Below are 17,457 nucleotides of genomic sequence, written 5' to 3'. Positions count from 1 at the left end.
TATATTTAGTTCTTTTTAATGTTTTAACTAACATATTAAAAAGTAATAACTAAAATATAATATTTTAGTTATTACTTTTTATATTTTCTAATATATCTAATATAGTACCTATATTCATAAAGTTTTTCATTTTTATTTTCTCTGTGGGTATCATAACTTGATATCTTTTCTCTATTTCCAAAATAAAATCAAGCATATCCGTTGAAGGTATACTATATAAATCTATAGCATCACCTTTTAAGTTTTCTTTTCCCAAACTATCTAATGCTATATTCCTCAATTCTCTTTTATCCATATTATCTTACCCCTTTTAAATAATATCTTTTATTCGATTATCATTTGCAAAAGTATCCTCAATCAAATCTACTATAGCTTTATCCTCTATATTATCTTGATCTAACATTTTAACCTCTAGGTCTTCTTTACACTTTCCTTCATATTGTCTAAATAAATCATCGTTTAAAATTCCTTTTTTTAAATCTATTTGATATCTTCTTAACGAAGTTCTTGGGGATTTATAAAGTCTTTTAGAAGACAAAGCTATTGTTGGTGCCGAGGATATTAGCTCTAATGTTTTTTTACTTCGTTCTATCATACCTAGATTTCTACCTAGATTACAACATAAGATATTGGCATCTGGTCTTATAGCATCTATTATCATTTGACTTAAAAAGCCGTTATACTCATATTTTATTTGACCCTTACCAAAATTATTTAATCCATAGGGACTGGATACCAATACTATATCACTCTTTTGTTTACTTATGATATTATTTATATAATCCCTTATTATTTTAGTCTTTTCTAACGATCCTATTTTGTCACTATATATCTCTAATGGGTAACAATGTCCTCCTAATAAAGATAGCTCTGGATTAGCTCCAATTAGTGAAACCTTATATCCTTCATTTTTAAGGGCCCTATACATTTTAAGTTGTAGTTCAATTTTCCCACAATCTCCTTCTAGTCCAAATATACCAACTGCAGGTATATTTATAGGATTAAGATTTTTTGTTACTCTATAGCTGTGATTTAAGTCTTTAATAATTACATTTGGATTTTTAAAGTGATTTTCAATTTCCAAATCATTTGTTCTATCTAATATAATAACGTTTTTATTAACCTTAACTATTTTTCTCAAGTACTTATTTGCTATATTATCATCTCCATAATACTTTTCAAAAGATCCCAATATCACAGTATCTACTTTATTTAACTCACCTTCAAAATCGTCTGTAACCATATATTTTGAAGATCCACTTTTATCTATAAACAAGGGATCTTTATCGGTATAACCCCAAGATTTAAAAGATACTATTGATTCTATATCAAAGTTGAATAAATCATTAAACTTTATAATATTTATCATATATTCAGAATATGGAAATATCATAGCTTTATTAATTCCATTAAAGTTCATATCTATATCCTCCTTACTTACATGCTAAAAGCATCTGGATTTTTTTCAATTATAGTCATGTATTTTACTAGTTTAGTTTCTATACTCTTTTTCATATTAGAGCATTGGTCTAATTTTCTCTCTCTTGACTGTTTATCATCATCTTCTATACTAACTGGACACATACCGCATTGTAAGTATGCCCAACACCTTAAACACTCTTCCCTAGTAGCATTATAAAAATCTTCTATAATTTTTACTGATTTTTTTGCATCTACTCCTTTTTCAACATCACCTATTTTCAATGTATCTCCTTTTTCACTACATTTATCACATATGTAAAATTCTCCATCAACTGAAACAAATAATCTACCTTGCCCTGGTATACAACATCCTCTGGGCAATATTTTTTTAGAAGCTTTTTTCACTATCCTTTTTTTATCAAAGGAATCCACATCTTCATTAATACTTAGAGCTACTTTAGACTTTTCCAAATAGTCAATATTTCCATGAATTTTTGCATGTATATATCTTAAGTCCATAAACTCCATCTTTAATCTATCTTGTTCAATATTTTCTTCTTTCTTTTTATCTTTATATAAGCTTAATTCTTGGCTATTGTTTACAAAAGCTACTCTAATATAATTATCCTCTGATATAATGTCACTTTCCAATATAAACTCCTCTATCTCATCTACATCTCTAAAAGGAGACAAGGTCATCATAAAGCTTACATATTCTTTATAATAATTAGGATAATTCTCTTTTATATAGATAATATTTTTCTCTATGGTTTTAAAACTACCTTTACAGGAATTAAAAAACTTCCTATATTCATCATGATATTTTTCAGGACCGTCTAAACTTATATATATCATAAATTTATTTTCTACTAAAAATTTTAATTTTTCTTTAGTTAATAAAGTTCCATTTGTTGTCATAGAAAAGTTAACTTCTTTCTCAGGATAACTAGACTTAACATATGATACACATTTTCTTATCAAGTCAAATTGTAATAGGGGTTCTCCTCCATAAAAAGATATTCTAAATTCTTTATTACCACTTGCCCTAACTATTGTCTTATCTATGGCTTTTTTAGCTATTTCAAAGCTCATAACTTTATCACTATGGGTCCTCACATTATCATATAATCCAGAATAACTACAGTATTCACACCTTAAGTTGCAATTTTGAGTAACAGATAAGATTATTCCCTCCATGTTATTTTCCAAATCATAATATGCCTGATTAATAATATTGTCTAAATAGATTTCATCGGGATAACCACTGAAAAATCCTTTTTCCTTTAAATAATCTATCTCTTCCATCGAATCCTTTATTTCTTTAGATACTGTTCCATCTATATTACTTTTAAAGTTATTTTCATATATATTTTTTATCATGGGATTTATTTTAAATATATTACCAGTATTACCATCATATATGTAATAATTCTCTTTAGTGTTAAATAATAATGTATTCTTATTCATAGCCTTCACCTCTTCCAATATATAAAAGGCTAAACATTCCATGTTAGTTTTAAAATTTTATTTTAAAACTAAGTTTTATTTGATACTTATGCAGCATCTTTCCTTAACTAGGATTTGCATATCTAAACTGAGATCTTGAAATATGTTTATTACTTTCGGAAGAACCCGCATCATCCATACAACTAGAGCTACACTCACAATCCCAAACCATAGCTTTAGCATTAACCCCAAAATCCTTCTTTATCTTTGATAATTTTTTCATGAATATTCCTCCTTTAATTTAATAACTCAAATTTTAATAATAACCACATTAATAAATTAACTGTTTTTCTAACTTCTTAATCATATTTCATTTAATTCTAAAAATCCCATGGAATGTTTAGCCAAACTTATTACCTAAATTACATTTTCACCTTTATAAACATTACAAACCTCTTCTTTAGTAACATCTTTTTCATAAATATTCTTATCCTTTATTTTAAGTATCTTATCAAAGTACTTGGTTAACTTTTCTTTATGCATTATCATTATTACCGTTAAGTCTTTATACTGTTTTACTAAGTTTTTAATAAACTGTTCTTCAAAGTTTTCTTCTATACTTGATGTGGATTCATCTAGTAGTAGTATTTCTTTTTTTCTTAATAGTGCCCTTGCTATGGCTAGTCTTTGGAGTTGACCCCCTGATACATTGGAGCCACTTAATGTTAGTATTGTGTCTAAGCCATTTTCAAGGTTATCTATAAATTGTAACATCCCAACTTGTCCTAATACCTGATATATTTCTTTATCTGTTGCATCTTTGTTCCCCAGTTTTAGGTTTTCCCTTATGGTGTAGTTAAATAGGAAGAGACTTTGGGGTACGTATGATATTTTGTCTGTTAATTGTTTCCAAGTTAGTGATGATATATCTTTATTATCACAGGTTATACTTCCTTTATCTGGTTCTATTATTTTCATTAGTAATGACATTATAGTGGATTTTCCTGAGCCATTTTCCCCTATAAGTGCTACTTTTTCACCTTTAGTTATGTTAAAGTTTATATTTTTTAAAACTTCTGAATTATCTGTATATGAAAAGTCCACATTATTGAATGATATCTTATATCCATTATTAAACTTATTAATAGCGGTTTGTTTATTATCTTTTTTAGATGCTTGTCCATATTTTAAGACCTCATATACCCTATCTATTGAAACTAGAGATCTTTGAAGCTTTACATTAAAACCTGTGAGGCGTTCTACTATGGATATGGCCCTTGTAAAGTATGTTAGAAAGGCAAATAGTGCCCCTACTGTCAAATCTCCCTTTACCAATATATAGGCTCCTATTATATAGACTGATGTATGTATTATTTCGTAGAGTCTACTGGATATAATAAAAAATATAAGGACTATTTTATTAATCTTCATTTTTTCCCTTAGTATGCTATTTTGGGATTTGGCAAATTCCCTTTCTGCCCATTTAAATATATTTAGATATTTTACTTCCTTTATTCCCAGTATCATTTCCTGAAGGGTTTTAGATTTTCTGTCATTATGATTTTTCATCTTTTTTGTTGCTTTTTTCTGTTCCTTTGCTATTTTATTATTTGTTATAACTATCACTGGAACAGCCAATAGGGAAATGAGAAACATGGTCATATTTAGTTTTGCCATGACAAATATTATTCCTATTAAGGTAAGCATATCTGTGATTAGCGACACTAACTGATGGTCCACAAGTATACTTATACTAACCACATCACCGTTTATCCTGTTGGTAATCTCTCCTATATTGTATTTTTCAAAAAAGCTTATTGGAAATTTTAATAGGTTTCTAAAAAAGTTTTTAGTTATATTATATGTGTATTTATTAGATACATATGTGGATAGTTGATCTTGGGCTGCTGATATTAGTTCTTGTATGAACTTTATTATGAATAATATAAAAAGGTATATTAGAATAACCCTAAAGTTTTTTTCCATAAGCCCTTTATCTAGTAGGTCCTTTTCTGCCAATGGTATATATAGGCTAATGGCTGTGGTAAGTAGCATTAGTATTATGACTATGATGATTTGTTTTTTGAAGTTTGTTATATATTTAGCAAAGTATTTTATAAGTTTCTTTTCATGATCTGATATTTTCAGCAAATAATCACATCCTATGATTGGTTATGTGGGTGTTTTCACTTTTTTGGCATTATATAGCTTTTATGTGGTGTTTTCTTTTTATGTTTTGTGTTGTATGTTTCACATTATCTTAAGTATATCTTATCTTATATTGTATGTCAACCCATATTATGGGTTGCATTGTTTTTTTTAGTGAATTTGATAAAAGAAGTATTTTTTGTTTGTTTTGAGTTTTTGGGTTGGGGGATTGCGAATCCCCCAACAACGGGGGCTGGTTTTTTTTATGATAGTAACGGTGGGAGGTGGCGATGTTTTATTAGCAATATAGGTTTATGTTTGTTTGATGTTCTATGGCATTAAAGAACGGACAGGGCTTGCCCTGTCCCTACGTTTGGCGGGCAGTGTTTGTATGTTGTGGATTAAAAGAATTGGAATTTTAATAATATAAATAAAAAAAAGAAATTCCCCCAAGAGGAGAATTTCTTTTTTTTATTTATATTATTTAGTTGGAGTTGTTCCTCCCATTTGTCTTTGAGCTTGCTCTACAAGTTTTTTAGTCATATATCCACCTACATAGCCATTTTGTCTAGCTGTTAAGTTTCCTTTGTCCATTCCATCATAGTTACTCATTCCAAGTTCACTAGCTATTTCAGTTTTCATTTGATTTAAAGCCATGCGAGCCTCAGGTACAACTAACTTGTTTGTGTTTCTTGAATTATTATTATTGTTATTCATAATTTTACACCCTCCTAAGTTGATTATTATTTGTTGTCTAGTAATATTGTGTGATAATTGGGATTTAAAATACGATGTAAAATTTAGTATATATTCCTTAAGATTTTTTTATAGTTTTATTTAGTTATTTTAGTTATATAACGTAAAAAAATAGTTGGGGATTGTGGAGGCTTTATAGATAACAATTAATATAGTTTTTCGTTTTTTTTTATGTTTTATGGCGTTAAAGGGCGGACAGGGCATGCCCTGTCCCTACGTTTGAGGATATTTTTGTATTAATATAAAGACGTTGAGGATTAGAGTCTCTTAGTAACTAAAAAAGCGGCCAGTTGGCCGCTTTCTATATTCTTTCTACTTTTATTCCTGTTTCATGATCATTTAGATCGTATTTTTCAAGGCTGTCATCTGAAACCTTTTCTATGTCAACAGCTAGGGTTTCTTCTTTTATATAGTCATTGTGAATATCTATAGCTTTAGCTATATCATCATCTCCGTCAAAATAGATTTTGATATTGTCCATCATTTCATAGTTATTATTCTTTCTCATTTGCTGAACTTTAGATATAAACTCTCTAGCATATCCTTCGTTTATAAGTTCATCTGTTAATGTTGTATCTAATATAACAAATAGATTGTTTTCCATAGATACTGTAAATCCTTCTTTAGCAGATATTCTTATATCAACAAGTTCCTTATCTATTTCAAAGTCTTCTCCATCTATATTGATGGTTAGTTTTTCGCCATTTTCTAATTTAGGTGCCACTTCTGAACCATTAAGACTAGCTAATTCTTTGGCAAATAGTTTTACCTTTGGTCCAAACTTTGGTCCTGCAACTCTAAAGTTAGGTTTTAGGCTAAACTCCATATATTCATTTAGGTCTTTAGCAAATATAACATCTTTAACGTTTAACTCTTCCTTGATAAGGGGTACAACATCTGATATTAGCTCTTCATAGCCTCCATCAACTAATACCTTTGCTATAGGTTGACGTACCTTTATCTTTACTGATTCCCTAGATGCTCTACCTAGTTTTACAAGATTTCTTACTATATCCATCTTTTCCTCTAGCTTAACATCTATATGGTCATCATTTGATACAGGGTAGTAGCTTATATGAACTGACTCTCCACCGGTTAATTTTTTATACATTTCCTCCGATAGATAAGGTGCAAAAGGTGCTACCAATTGAGTTATGCCAACTAATATTTCATATGTTGTCTTATAAACTGATTTTTTATCCTCTGTTAGTTCTGTTTCCCAGAATCTTCTACGGGAACGTCTAATATACCAGTTAGATAAATCCTCATTTACAAAGTCCTGTATCTTTCTAACTGTTTTAGTTAAATCAAATACCTTAAGATCACCTTCTACTTCTTTAAGTAGGCTATTGTATCTTGATAGCATCCATCTATCTAATTCTGGTCTATCGTTATAGTCTATCTCAAACTCCCTTGGGTCTACTTCATCGGTATTGGCATATAAAGTAAAGAAGTTATATACATTTTTAATGGTACTAAAGAACTTACTATTTATTTCCTTAAGTCCCTCTTCATCAAATCTAGTTGGTGTCCAAGCTGGGGATACATATAGTAGATACCATCTTAAAACATCGGCACCATACTTATCGAATAGTTCAAAAGGATCTACTGTGTTGCCTTTTGATTTGGACATTTTCTTTCCGTTTTTATCTAATATAAGGTCATTTACAAGTACCCTCTTATATGGAGACTTGCCAGTAACAAATGTTGATATTGCCAGTAATGAATAGAACCAACCTCTAGTTTGGTCTATACCTTCACATATAAAGTCTGCTGGGAATAGTTCATCAAAGTTTTCATTGTTTTCAAATGGATAGTGTTGTTGGGCAAAGGGCATTGAACCACTATCAAACCAACAGTCAATAACATCAGTTACCCTTGTCATTGTTTCTCCACATTCTGAACATTTAATATGAACATCATCAACATATGGTCTATGAAGCTCTATACTGTCATCTATATCTTCTATAGCCCTTTCTGAAAGTTCCTTTCTTGAGGCTATACTTTCTGTATGGCCACATTCACATCTCCAAATATTAAGGGGTGTTCCCCAATATCTACTTCTTGATATAGCCCAATCATTTAGGTTTTCAAGCCAGTTTCCAAATCTCTTTTCCCCTACATAATCTGGGTACCATTCAACACTATTATTATTTTCAATAAGTTTATCCTTTATCTTTGTCATTTCTATATACCAGCTTGGCTTAGCATAGTATAATAATGGAGTATCACATCTCCAGCAGTGGGGATAATTATGGGGCATCTTTTCTTTTTTATAAAGTTTATTTTCCCCGTGTAGCCATTTTATAATGTCCACATCTAGGTCTTCACTTATTACAAAACGTCCTTCCCAAGGAGTTGTTGTATACTTACCCTCTTCATTAACCGGTTGAACCACAGGTAAATCATATCTTCTTCCTGTATTGTAGTCATCTTCACCAAAGGCAGGTGCTGTATGAACTATACCAGTACCATCACTTGTTGTTACATAATCTGCTACTGTAACGAAGAATGCCTTTTTATCAGGTTTAACAAAGGGCATAAGTTGTTCATACTCAATATGTTCTAAATCTTTCCCCTTCATTTCCTCTAATACTTCATAGTCTTCACCAAGGACTTTGTTTGCTAAGTCCTTTGCCACATAATATACAGTATCATCCTGCATTACCTTTACATATGTTACATCGGCATTTACCGTTAATGAAACATTGGCTGCAAGGGTCCATGGTGTAGTTGTCCATACTAGGAAATATTCATCGGCATCTTTTCTTTTAAACTTAGCTATTACAGTATTGGACTTTATCTCTTTATATCCTTGGGCAACCTCATGGGACGCAAGCCCTGTACCACATCTTGAACAATAGGGTAGTATCTTATGTCCTTCATAGATAAATCCTTCTTTATTAAACTTATCTAATATCCACCATACTGTTTCTATATAGTTATTATCTAAGGTTATATATGGATTGTCTAAGTCTATTAGATATCCCATACGTTCTGTCATTTTTCTCCAAAGACCTTCATACTTAAATACTGATTCTCTACACTCTTTATTAAACTTATCTATTCCATAGTCTTCAATCTCTTGTTTGTTGTTTAAACTAAGCTTTTTCTCAACCTCTATTTCAACAGGTAATCCATGGGTATCCCATCCTGCCTTTCTTTTTACTTGATATCCCTTCATAGTTTTATATCTACAAACAGAGTCCTTTAATGTTCTTGCTATAACATGATGGATACCCGGTCTACCATTGGCCGTTGGAGGACCTTCAAAGAATATAAATGGTTCATTATCTTCTCTAGTTTCTACACTTCTTTTAAGTAAATCTATTTCATTCCAATAATTTGAAATCTTTTGTTCGTTTTCGCTTACTGATCCACTATATAAGTTTTCAAATTTAGCCATTTTTTCACCTTCCTTTTGTTTTTGTTAAATTAAAAAATCCCTAAGTCAAAAGACTTAGGGACGAATTTGTCGCGTTACCACCCTGATTATAGGATATATTTATCCTATCTCTCATTACAATATAACGTATCTCTACGAAATATCCTACTATTACTTCAGATATTCAGCTCAAAGGTGATGTTCATAAGGGCTTTTGCTTATAATCTCTCAGCAAATGATTATATCTCTGTGAACTACTTACCATTATTACTGTCCTTATCATAGCCATTAATAATATATATATTTTCGTTTATGATACAATAAATAAATAGTTTTGTCAAGGAGTTTTATAACACCTTCTCAACATCATACAATGAATTTACTACTAACCAGTTTTGTGGAAAATAACTATTTATTGTCCAGTAGCTTACTCCCCCTAGATCATATTGATTTACTAGCCTTAATTTAGCTTCTATACTCCTTGCATCTTCAAACCACACTTCATGTTGCTTAGCATTTTCATCATAGTAGTTATAAAATGGAGATTGGGATTTTGTATCATATTTAATAACCGCCCCAACCCTTCTTGCCAAGTCCACTGCTGCTGTATTTGATATGGCTTTAGCCATTGTTCCCTTAACAAAGGGTAGTGTCCAGTTATACCCATAGTTTGGTATTCCCATTAGTATTTTTTCACTGGGTATTTCTGTTACTGCATAGCTTATTACCCTTTCAACTTGGTCTATTGGGGCCACTGCCATAGGGGGACTGTAGGTATATCCCCATTCATAGGTCATTATTATAACGTGGTCTACTATCTCACCATGGGCTTTGTAATCATGGGCTTCATATAAAAGTCCACTTTGATCTGCCGATATCTTTGGTGCAACTGCTGTTGATACGATAAATCCTAGTTCATGTAGTCTATTTGTTATTTTTCTTAAGAAGTTATTATATTTTTCCCTATCCCCTGGATATATAAACTCAAAATCTATATCCAGTCCATAATAGTTTTTAGTTTCTAAATTATTAATAATATTTTCTATTAGTTTGTTTTGAACCTCTTCATTATCAAATATAGTTCTTGCAAGATCACTACTAAACCCTTCCTCTTCTATATTGGTTATAACCATAAGGGGCCCAACCCCTGCTTCTCTGGCTGCCTTTATTAGTGCTTCATCTTCTATAGGTACTAAACTCCCATCGGACTTCACATGGTAACTAAATATACTTAAATAGGTTAAGTTAGGGAGAGTCTTTTTTAAAACCTCCATATCTATATTAGGTAAAGCATATCCATTTACCTCTATAGTACCTAGTTTTTGAGTTCTACTGGGTATTGTTATTATTTGTCCCGGGTATATTTGTGTTGGATTTGTTATGCTTGGGTTTGCATCTAATATAGCCTCTACGGTTACACCGTAATCTCTAGCTATAGCATATAAACTCTGTCCTGGAGCCACCCTATGTTGTCTTGTTCCCTCTAATACCACCAGTGTTTGTCCTACCACCAATTGATTGGGGTTTTCAAGTTGATTGTCTGATATTATTTTAGATGGATCTACTCCATATAGTCTGCCTATTGAATATACACTTTCACCTGGTCTTACAACATGAATAATCACAGTAATACCTCCTTATTCCTTGGTAATTTAGTATATGCGATTGTTATTGGTTGTGTACCAGTCCTATTTTGGTTATATAGGGAAGTATGTTGGGGTTGGGGGATTACGAATCCCCCAACAACTAAGCTAGGAATTTTATATATTATTATATCGGGGAATGAATTCTCTCCTACATCCCTATTATCCCGAGGAATGAATTTATTTCTACTTTTTTAAATTAGAAGTTGACAGTGAACATACGTAGCTTCGAATTCATTCGAAGATTACCATTAAAAGATATCTATTTATCTAACTTAATATTATATTTTCCCTTAGTTTCTTCTCCTATTATGGTCAATCTATATTTCTTATCTTTTTCAATATCTAATGTTACATTGGATTTTTCGTTTTCACTAAAGTCTTTTTCCCATATTACATTATCATCTTTATCTTCAAGCTTGATTATTAGTTTTCCTTTGTCTACAGTTACATCATATTCAATATTTATTTTATCATTGTCCTTTGAATATATGGTTTTTCCTTCATCTCCATCAAAGTACCTATACTTAGCACTTATATTATTGCCAATATTATCTGATACAAACATTATTCTTTTTTCACAACCTGTAAATATAGTTAAAATACCAATGGCTAAGGCTGTGAATAATATTAATTTTCTTTTTAATGTAGATACCATAAGATCACTCCTATAATTTTTCTTCACAATATGGACACACTTTCCACTCTTCCTTTACTGCTTTTCCACAGTTGTCACAGCTTTTATCTAGTTTTTGTCCACAGTATGGACAGATTCCAAAGGTTTTATCTACAGTTTCCCCACAGTTTACACAAACTTTTTCCTTTCTTCTATTACTTCTAACCACTAAATATATAATAAGCCCCAATAGATTAGGCACATATGTCCCTATGGTCATCCATTTCCATTTATCCATTCCATATTTAGGAGCATCCCTATTGATAAATGAAGCTATACCTATAATGAGACCTATAGGTAATAGTAAAAGAAGAACCATAGGTATTTTAATATACATCTCTGTAAATGGATCTCTGAACATTTCTGTTATAATAAAACCATAAAACACTGCCAAAACTCCAATTATCACTGTAGTAAGAGTAATAAATAAAACTTTAAAACCTCTTTCCTTCATACTATATCCCTCCTATAATTTATTGCTAAAGACTTTTCTATTGAAAAAAAATATTATTTCCCTTTTAAATGTAAATATGAAGAACAATGATATGCTTGTTACAGATGTATTTATTAGATATATGATTATTAGATTTAATACACTAAAATCTTTAATCAATAAAAATAGGCTAATTAATGTAAAAATAACCCCTATGATAATCGGTGCAATGATAAGACTATCTGTATTATCTTTTCTTCTACATATATTCTTAGTGCTATTGATTAAATACATAGACGGGGTAATTTCTTCTTCTTTTATTTCCTTTAAAATCTTTTCAAATTCATTATTATCCATAGTGTTCCTCCTCCATAGATTTTTTTATTTTTTTCTTGGCTATATTTAACCTAGACTTTACTGTTCCTATGGGAATATCTAATATAGTTGCTATTTCTTTATAGCTTATATCCTTAAAGTAGAATAGTATCAAGGGTATTTTAAAGTCATCATCTAAATTTTTTATTTTTTTCTTTAATACATTTTTTATCTCCCTATCTAATATCTCTTCATCTACTAGATATTCCTCCCCAACCTTCCTCATTTTGTTATCTTTAGTCTCATTGGAAAAAAAGTCTTTGATTACATTTAACCATCGCTTTTTCTTTCTATATTTATCTTTATAGGTATTAACACATATTGTATATAACCAAGTCTTAAAAACCTTATTATGATCAAAGGTTTCTATTTTTTTTATAACCTTAATCCATGTATCCTGAAAAAGGTCATCACTTTCATATCTATCATTAGTTAATCTAAAGCACATTTTATAAAGGGGGCCCTTATATCTTTCTATTAATATATCTATTGAGTTTATTTGCCTATTTTTATATTTTTTTAATATTTCCTCATCACTAATCATCTACTTTCTCCCTTTCATATGTTTTTTACGCATGGGGTTTTGAAATGTTCACAGAAACTTAAAAAAAATTATATTTTTCTAATAAGAGTCACCACTATGAATTTTAATGCATAGTATGTAGTGTACTAAAAAATAAGGAGGAATGTATTATATGGCTGAAAACACAGGTATTTTAAGTGGAATCGTTGGGGGAGATAATGGTAGTGAATTATTATTTTTCTTTCTACTATTGGTAGTTATATTCTGTAATTGCTATGGTGGATTTGGTAGGTAATAACCTAAGTATATAACATAATATTTAATGGAGGTGCTATTATGGCTGATGCTAAATGCTATGGCGAAGGTATAGGTAGTGAATTACTATTTTTCTTCTTACTATTAGTTGTATTATTCTGCTTTGGTTTTGGCGGATATGGATGCTAGATAGTATAGATAAGTTGGGGGATTGCGAATCCCCCAACAACTGAGTTAAAAATATTACGGCAATTAAAAATAGATGCCTTAAATAAGGCATCTATTTTTTGATTTGTATATTATTATACAGGGAATGAATTCCCTTCTACGTTGTTATGTTGGTTATTAACCACATTTAGAATATCCGCAGGAGTGACATATCATACAACCGCCTTCATGTTCTACTTTAGCTCCACATTCAGGACATTCTCCAGAAGAAGTGTTACTTTTTAAATCCGCAGATATTTCTTCATCTGCTGAACAACCATTACAAGATGGTACAGGTATTTCATTTACTGTCTCCTCTATTTCCATAGCTATATCATTTACCGATTTATCATCTACATCAACATAGGTATTCATAACCTTTTCTAAGGCTTTTCCGATGGCATCTGGACATGACAATACCTTTATATCCTTATTAGTAGCCCTTTGGCGTAATGTGGAATGGCATCTTATTCCCTTAAGCTGTTCTATAATAGATTTTGGATCTACTCCTGATCTTAGTGCTATAGATACAAGTCTACTTGTTGCCTCACTTTGACTTGGGCATCCTCCTGCTCTTCCTAAGTTGGTAAATACTTCGCATATTCCATTTTCATCATAATTTGCTGTTATATATAGATTTCCACAGCCTATTCTAACTTTTTCAGTAATTCCTTGGGTGATTTCAGGTCTTTCCCTTGGTATTACTTGACTATTTATCTTTGTTTCTTCCTTCTTCTCTTCTTTTTTAGTACTTAAAACTTGATTATCTCTACTACCATCTCTATAGATAGTAACCCCTTTACAACCTAATTTATATGCAAGCATATAAACCTCTTCTACTTCTTTTTTCGTAGCTTCATTTTTAAAGTTAACTGTCTTAGAAACAGCATTATCCACATGGTTTTGGAATGCAGCTTGCATCTTTATATGCCATTTAGGGGATATATCATGGGATGTTACAAACACTTTCTTAATATCTTCTGGTATCTCATCTATATGGGCAATGGAACCTTCCTCTGCTATTTTTTCCATTAACTCTTTAGAATAGAATCCCCTTTTCTTAGCCATTTCTTCAAATATAGGATGTACTTCTACTAGCTTATCATTATCCATTATATTTCTTATATATGATATGGCAAATAGAGGCTCTATACCACTACTAGTTGCTGATATTATACTTATGGTTCCAGTTGGTGCTATTGTTGTTGTTGTTGAGTTTCTAAGTTCTATACCCTTTTCTTTATATATACTACCATCATAAGTAGGAAATACTCCCCTAACCTTAGCTAATTCTATGGATTTCTTTTTAGCCCTTTCATTAATAAAGCCCATAACCTTATTGGCTAAGTCAACCCCCTGTTGAGAATTATATGGGATTCCTAAGTATATTAACATATCGGCAAAACCCATTATTCCTAATCCGATTTTTCTAGTACTTTTAGTCATTTCATCTATTTCTTCCAACGGATATTTATTAACATCTATAACATTATCTAAGAAATGTACTGCATTATCTACTGTCTCTCCTAGTTTGTCATAGTCGATTTCATATCCAGTTTCTATTTTATTTAACATTTTAGATAGATTTATAGAACCTAAGTTACAAGATTCATAGGGAAGCAATGGCTGCTCTCCACATGGGTTAGTACTTTCTATTTCTCCAACCTCTGGTGTCGGATTAAACTTATTTAATCTATCTAAAAATACTATTCCCGGCTCCCCATTGGTCCAAGCCATCTTAACTATTAGGTTAAATACCTCTCTAGCATTTTCAGTTGCCACAACCTCTTTATTGTGGGGGTCTACAAGTTCATATTCATTATTATTTTCCACTGCCTTCATAAACTCTTCTGTTATTCCTACACTTATATTAAAGTTAGTTATTTCAGAATTGTCCTCTTTACATCTTATAAAGTCCAGTATATCGGGGTGGTCTATTCTAAGGATACCCATATTGGCTCCCCTTCTAGTTCCCCCTTGCTTTACAGCTTCTGTAGCGGAATTAAACACTTTCATAAAGCTTATAGGGCCTGATGCTACTCCTCCTGTTGTCTTTACCGTTGAGCCTCTATGTCTAAGCCTAGAAAAACTAAATCCAGTTCCTCCACCTGATTTATGTATTAATGCAGCATTCTTTATGGCATCAAATATACCTTCCATAGAATCATAAATAGGTAACACAAAACAAGCTGATAACTGGCCTAAATCTTTACCTGCATTCATAAGAGTTGGTGAGTTAGGTAAAAACTCCAGTCTAGACATCATATTATAAAATGTCTTTTCAACCTTTTTTGTATTACAGTCTTTATCATATATTTTATCAGCACTTGCTATATGCTTTGATACTCTTTTAAACATTTCATCTGGGGTTTCAATAACGTTACCCTCTAAATCTTTTTTTAAATATCTTCTCTCTAATACTTTTATGGCATTTTCCGTTAAACTCATTAATACACCTCCGAATTTCATTGAAACTAACACAATATATTGTATCAATGAGCGACTTAACTGTCAAAATGATACTATATATTGTTTCCGCCTTTATTTTATATAAGCTCAAAGTTAGTTGGTTTTTCTTCATTTTTTAAAGCAATATAATTTATTTTTAATTAACTGTTTGGGAGTTCATACTTTTTCATCTAATCAACTAATGAGGCTTTATGACCCTAAGTTAATTAGTTGTTAAGGATTTAGTAATCCCTAACTTAACTAGTCGCTAAGGATTTAGCAATCCCCCAGCTAACTAGTCGCTAAGGATTTAGTAATCCTCCAGTTAACTAGTTGTTGGGGGATTCGTAATCCCCCAACTTATTTCATTATAAAAGTGCTAGGACAATTATACCCTAGCACTATATATGCTAATCTAAAATTTAATTGTTAAAATCTTATTAAGGTCATGAGATAATATTATAGTATAATCTCTAATATATCCCTAAGAGTATCCTGTGCATACTCCCCTTTTCTATATTTTCTCATAGCTACAATTCTATTAGGCTGATTTGCTGTTTCCATTATTTCTTTGATTTTTTTTGGATGCTCCACAAAGCTTCCTAATTCATTATAGTCATTATCATAAATAACAAATGTAGGTATTCTTACATTTTCATCTGAAGTATATTTTTTGAAAAACTCTTCGTTACCCTCTTTTCCTACTATGGAAATGTCAATATTATCATTATAGCCCTTCATCTTTTCTAAAACAGGTACATTAATCATACAGTCTGGACACCACATTTCACCGCAAACCAGTATCTTTACTTTAGTATCAATAGCTTTGATCTTACTTGTCAATTCATCATCAAACTCTATACTGTTGAAGATTTCTAATGTTTTTTCCTTATAAGTATCTGTATCCATGTTTACAAACTCATCAAAGGTAACTCCACTCTTATACAAATCACAAATTTCCATCACATATACCCCCATATATACCAAGTTATATAGCTAAACTTTATAAATATAATTCTAGTCTTTTTTAGCTTTGAGATACTATAAATTATAATACATATTGGGTTGAATTACAACTTGTATTAAGTGCCAGAAAGACAGTTGAGAGTGGAGAGAGGTTTTTTAGTTAATAGTTAATAGTTAATAGTTAATAGTTAATAGTTAATAGTTAATAGTTAATAGTTAATAAAATCAGCAAGCTGATTTTTCCGCCACCTGACGGGGCGTTTATTAAATTGATAATTGACAATTGACGATTGACAATTTAAGGTAATTTTACTTCCTATGGTCGTAAAATATTATATTCAAATCGGCTTCAGCCGATTTGCACCTTTAATTGTCCACTGTCAATTGTCCATCGTCAATTAATATTCTACAAAGCTATTCTACAAAAAAATAAAAGCCAAGAGCCTAAAAAGCTCTCAGCTATTCTCCAAAAAATAAAAAATTTGGCAACGACCTACTCTCCCAGGCAGTTGCCCGCCAAGTACCATCGGCGCTGGAGGACTTTACTACTGTGTTCGGTATGGGAACAGGTGTGGCCCCTCCGCCATCGTCACCAAATTTTTTCTTCATTCAATTGTCCATTGTCAACTGTCAATCGTCAATTAAACAAAGTGTTTTGCACTTTCAAAATTGCACAGTGAATATATATTGGTCAAGCCCTCGACCTATTAGTATCATTAAGCTTAAGACATTACTGCCCTTACACCTATGACCTATCAACCAGATAGTCTTTCT

The 17,457-nt window shown here is 31.1% G+C and carries 15 protein-coding genes, 2 rRNA genes and 1 other annotated feature; of the genes, 1 reads left to right on the top strand and 16 read right to left on the bottom strand.

The features are described from left to right. Positions 1-64: 64 nt before the first annotated feature. From V6137_RS18045 to V6137_RS17990, 12 genes are all read right to left on the bottom strand, one after another. A complete protein-coding gene (locus V6137_RS18045; protein ID WP_425449369.1) occupies positions 65-295 on the bottom strand; it encodes an acyl carrier protein in 231 nt (76 codons plus the stop codon). A 15-nt stretch (positions 296-310) separates the two neighbouring features. Next, entirely contained in the window at positions 311-1,420 is a 1,110-nt protein-coding gene (locus V6137_RS18040) for a P-loop NTPase family protein (RefSeq protein WP_425449368.1), read from the bottom strand. A gap of 17 nt (positions 1,421-1,437) precedes the next feature. After that, a complete protein-coding gene (locus V6137_RS18035; RefSeq protein WP_425449367.1) occupies positions 1,438-2,889 on the bottom strand; it encodes a radical SAM protein in 1,452 nt (483 codons plus the stop codon). 103 nt (positions 2,890-2,992) lie between these two features. After that, positions 2,993-3,151, bottom strand: coding sequence for a hypothetical protein (locus V6137_RS18030; protein ID WP_425449366.1), 159 nt, complete (start codon positions 3,149-3,151; stop codon positions 2,993-2,995). Positions 3,152-3,285: 134 nt separating this feature from the next. After that, positions 3,286-5,019, bottom strand: a complete 1,734-nt coding sequence (locus V6137_RS18025) for an ABC transporter ATP-binding protein (protein WP_425449365.1) — start codon at positions 5,017-5,019, stop codon at positions 3,286-3,288. A gap of 477 nt (positions 5,020-5,496) precedes the next feature. After that, positions 5,497-5,733, bottom strand: coding sequence for an alpha/beta-type small acid-soluble spore protein (locus V6137_RS18020; protein ID WP_425449364.1), 237 nt, complete (start codon positions 5,731-5,733; stop codon positions 5,497-5,499). 340 nt (positions 5,734-6,073) lie between these two features. Then, positions 6,074-9,178 carry an isoleucine--tRNA ligase gene (gene ileS, locus V6137_RS18015; RefSeq protein WP_425449363.1) on the bottom strand — a complete coding sequence of 1,035 codons (3,105 nt, stop codon included), beginning with the start codon at positions 9,176-9,178 and terminating at the stop codon, positions 6,074-6,076. 53 nt (positions 9,179-9,231) lie between these two features. After that, positions 9,232-9,449: a binding site (T-box leader), on the bottom strand. A gap of 55 nt (positions 9,450-9,504) precedes the next feature. Continuing rightward, positions 9,505-10,782: a glycoside hydrolase family 18 protein gene (locus tag V6137_RS18010; RefSeq protein WP_425449362.1), complete on the bottom strand. Its 1,278-nt coding sequence runs from the start codon at positions 10,780-10,782 to the stop codon at positions 9,505-9,507. A gap of 280 nt (positions 10,783-11,062) precedes the next feature. After that, positions 11,063-11,458 (bottom strand): hypothetical protein, encoded by a 396-nt coding sequence (locus V6137_RS18005; protein WP_425449361.1) that lies wholly within the window; start codon positions 11,456-11,458, stop codon positions 11,063-11,065. A gap of 10 nt (positions 11,459-11,468) precedes the next feature. After that, a complete protein-coding gene (locus tag V6137_RS18000) occupies positions 11,469-11,930 on the bottom strand; it encodes a zinc ribbon domain-containing protein (protein ID WP_425449360.1) in 462 nt (153 codons plus the stop codon). Between the two features lie 12 nt (positions 11,931-11,942). Then, positions 11,943-12,266 carry a hypothetical protein gene (locus tag V6137_RS17995; RefSeq protein ID WP_425449359.1) on the bottom strand — a complete coding sequence of 108 codons (324 nt, stop codon included), beginning with the start codon at positions 12,264-12,266 and terminating at the stop codon, positions 11,943-11,945. Further along, positions 12,259-12,828: an RNA polymerase sigma factor gene (locus V6137_RS17990; protein ID WP_425449358.1), complete on the bottom strand. Its 570-nt coding sequence runs from the start codon at positions 12,826-12,828 to the stop codon at positions 12,259-12,261. Before V6137_RS17990 ends, V6137_RS17995 begins: the two co-directional genes overlap by 8 nt. A gap of 151 nt (positions 12,829-12,979) precedes the next feature. Between V6137_RS17990 and V6137_RS17985 the strand changes: the two genes are divergently transcribed. Beyond that, a complete protein-coding gene (locus V6137_RS17985) occupies positions 12,980-13,102 on the top strand; it encodes a hypothetical protein (protein ID WP_425449357.1) in 123 nt (40 codons plus the stop codon). A gap of 305 nt (positions 13,103-13,407) precedes the next feature. Here V6137_RS17985 and V6137_RS17980 read toward each other — a convergent pair whose 3' ends face one another. The 4 genes from V6137_RS17980 to V6137_RS17965 all read right to left on the bottom strand — a co-directional run. Beyond that, positions 13,408-15,717, bottom strand: coding sequence for a vitamin B12-dependent ribonucleotide reductase (locus V6137_RS17980; protein WP_425449356.1), 2,310 nt, complete (start codon positions 15,715-15,717; stop codon positions 13,408-13,410). 459 nt (positions 15,718-16,176) lie between these two features. After that, positions 16,177-16,680: a thioredoxin family protein gene (locus V6137_RS17975; protein WP_425449355.1), complete on the bottom strand. Its 504-nt coding sequence runs from the start codon at positions 16,678-16,680 to the stop codon at positions 16,177-16,179. A 483-nt stretch (positions 16,681-17,163) separates the two neighbouring features. After that, positions 17,164-17,280: ribosomal RNA gene (rrf, locus tag V6137_RS17970) — 5S ribosomal RNA — on the bottom strand. Positions 17,281-17,370: 90 nt separating this feature from the next. Further along, positions 17,371-17,457 (bottom strand): 23S ribosomal RNA (locus V6137_RS17965); the annotation flags it as partial.

Source organism: Dethiothermospora halolimnae (assembly GCF_037577855.1).
GTDB classification, from domain to species: Bacteria; Bacillota; Clostridia; order Tissierellales; family VENL01; genus Dethiothermospora; species Dethiothermospora halolimnae.
Note: the sequence above shows the minus strand (reverse complement) of the source record. Positions and strands in the feature narration are given on the sequence as shown.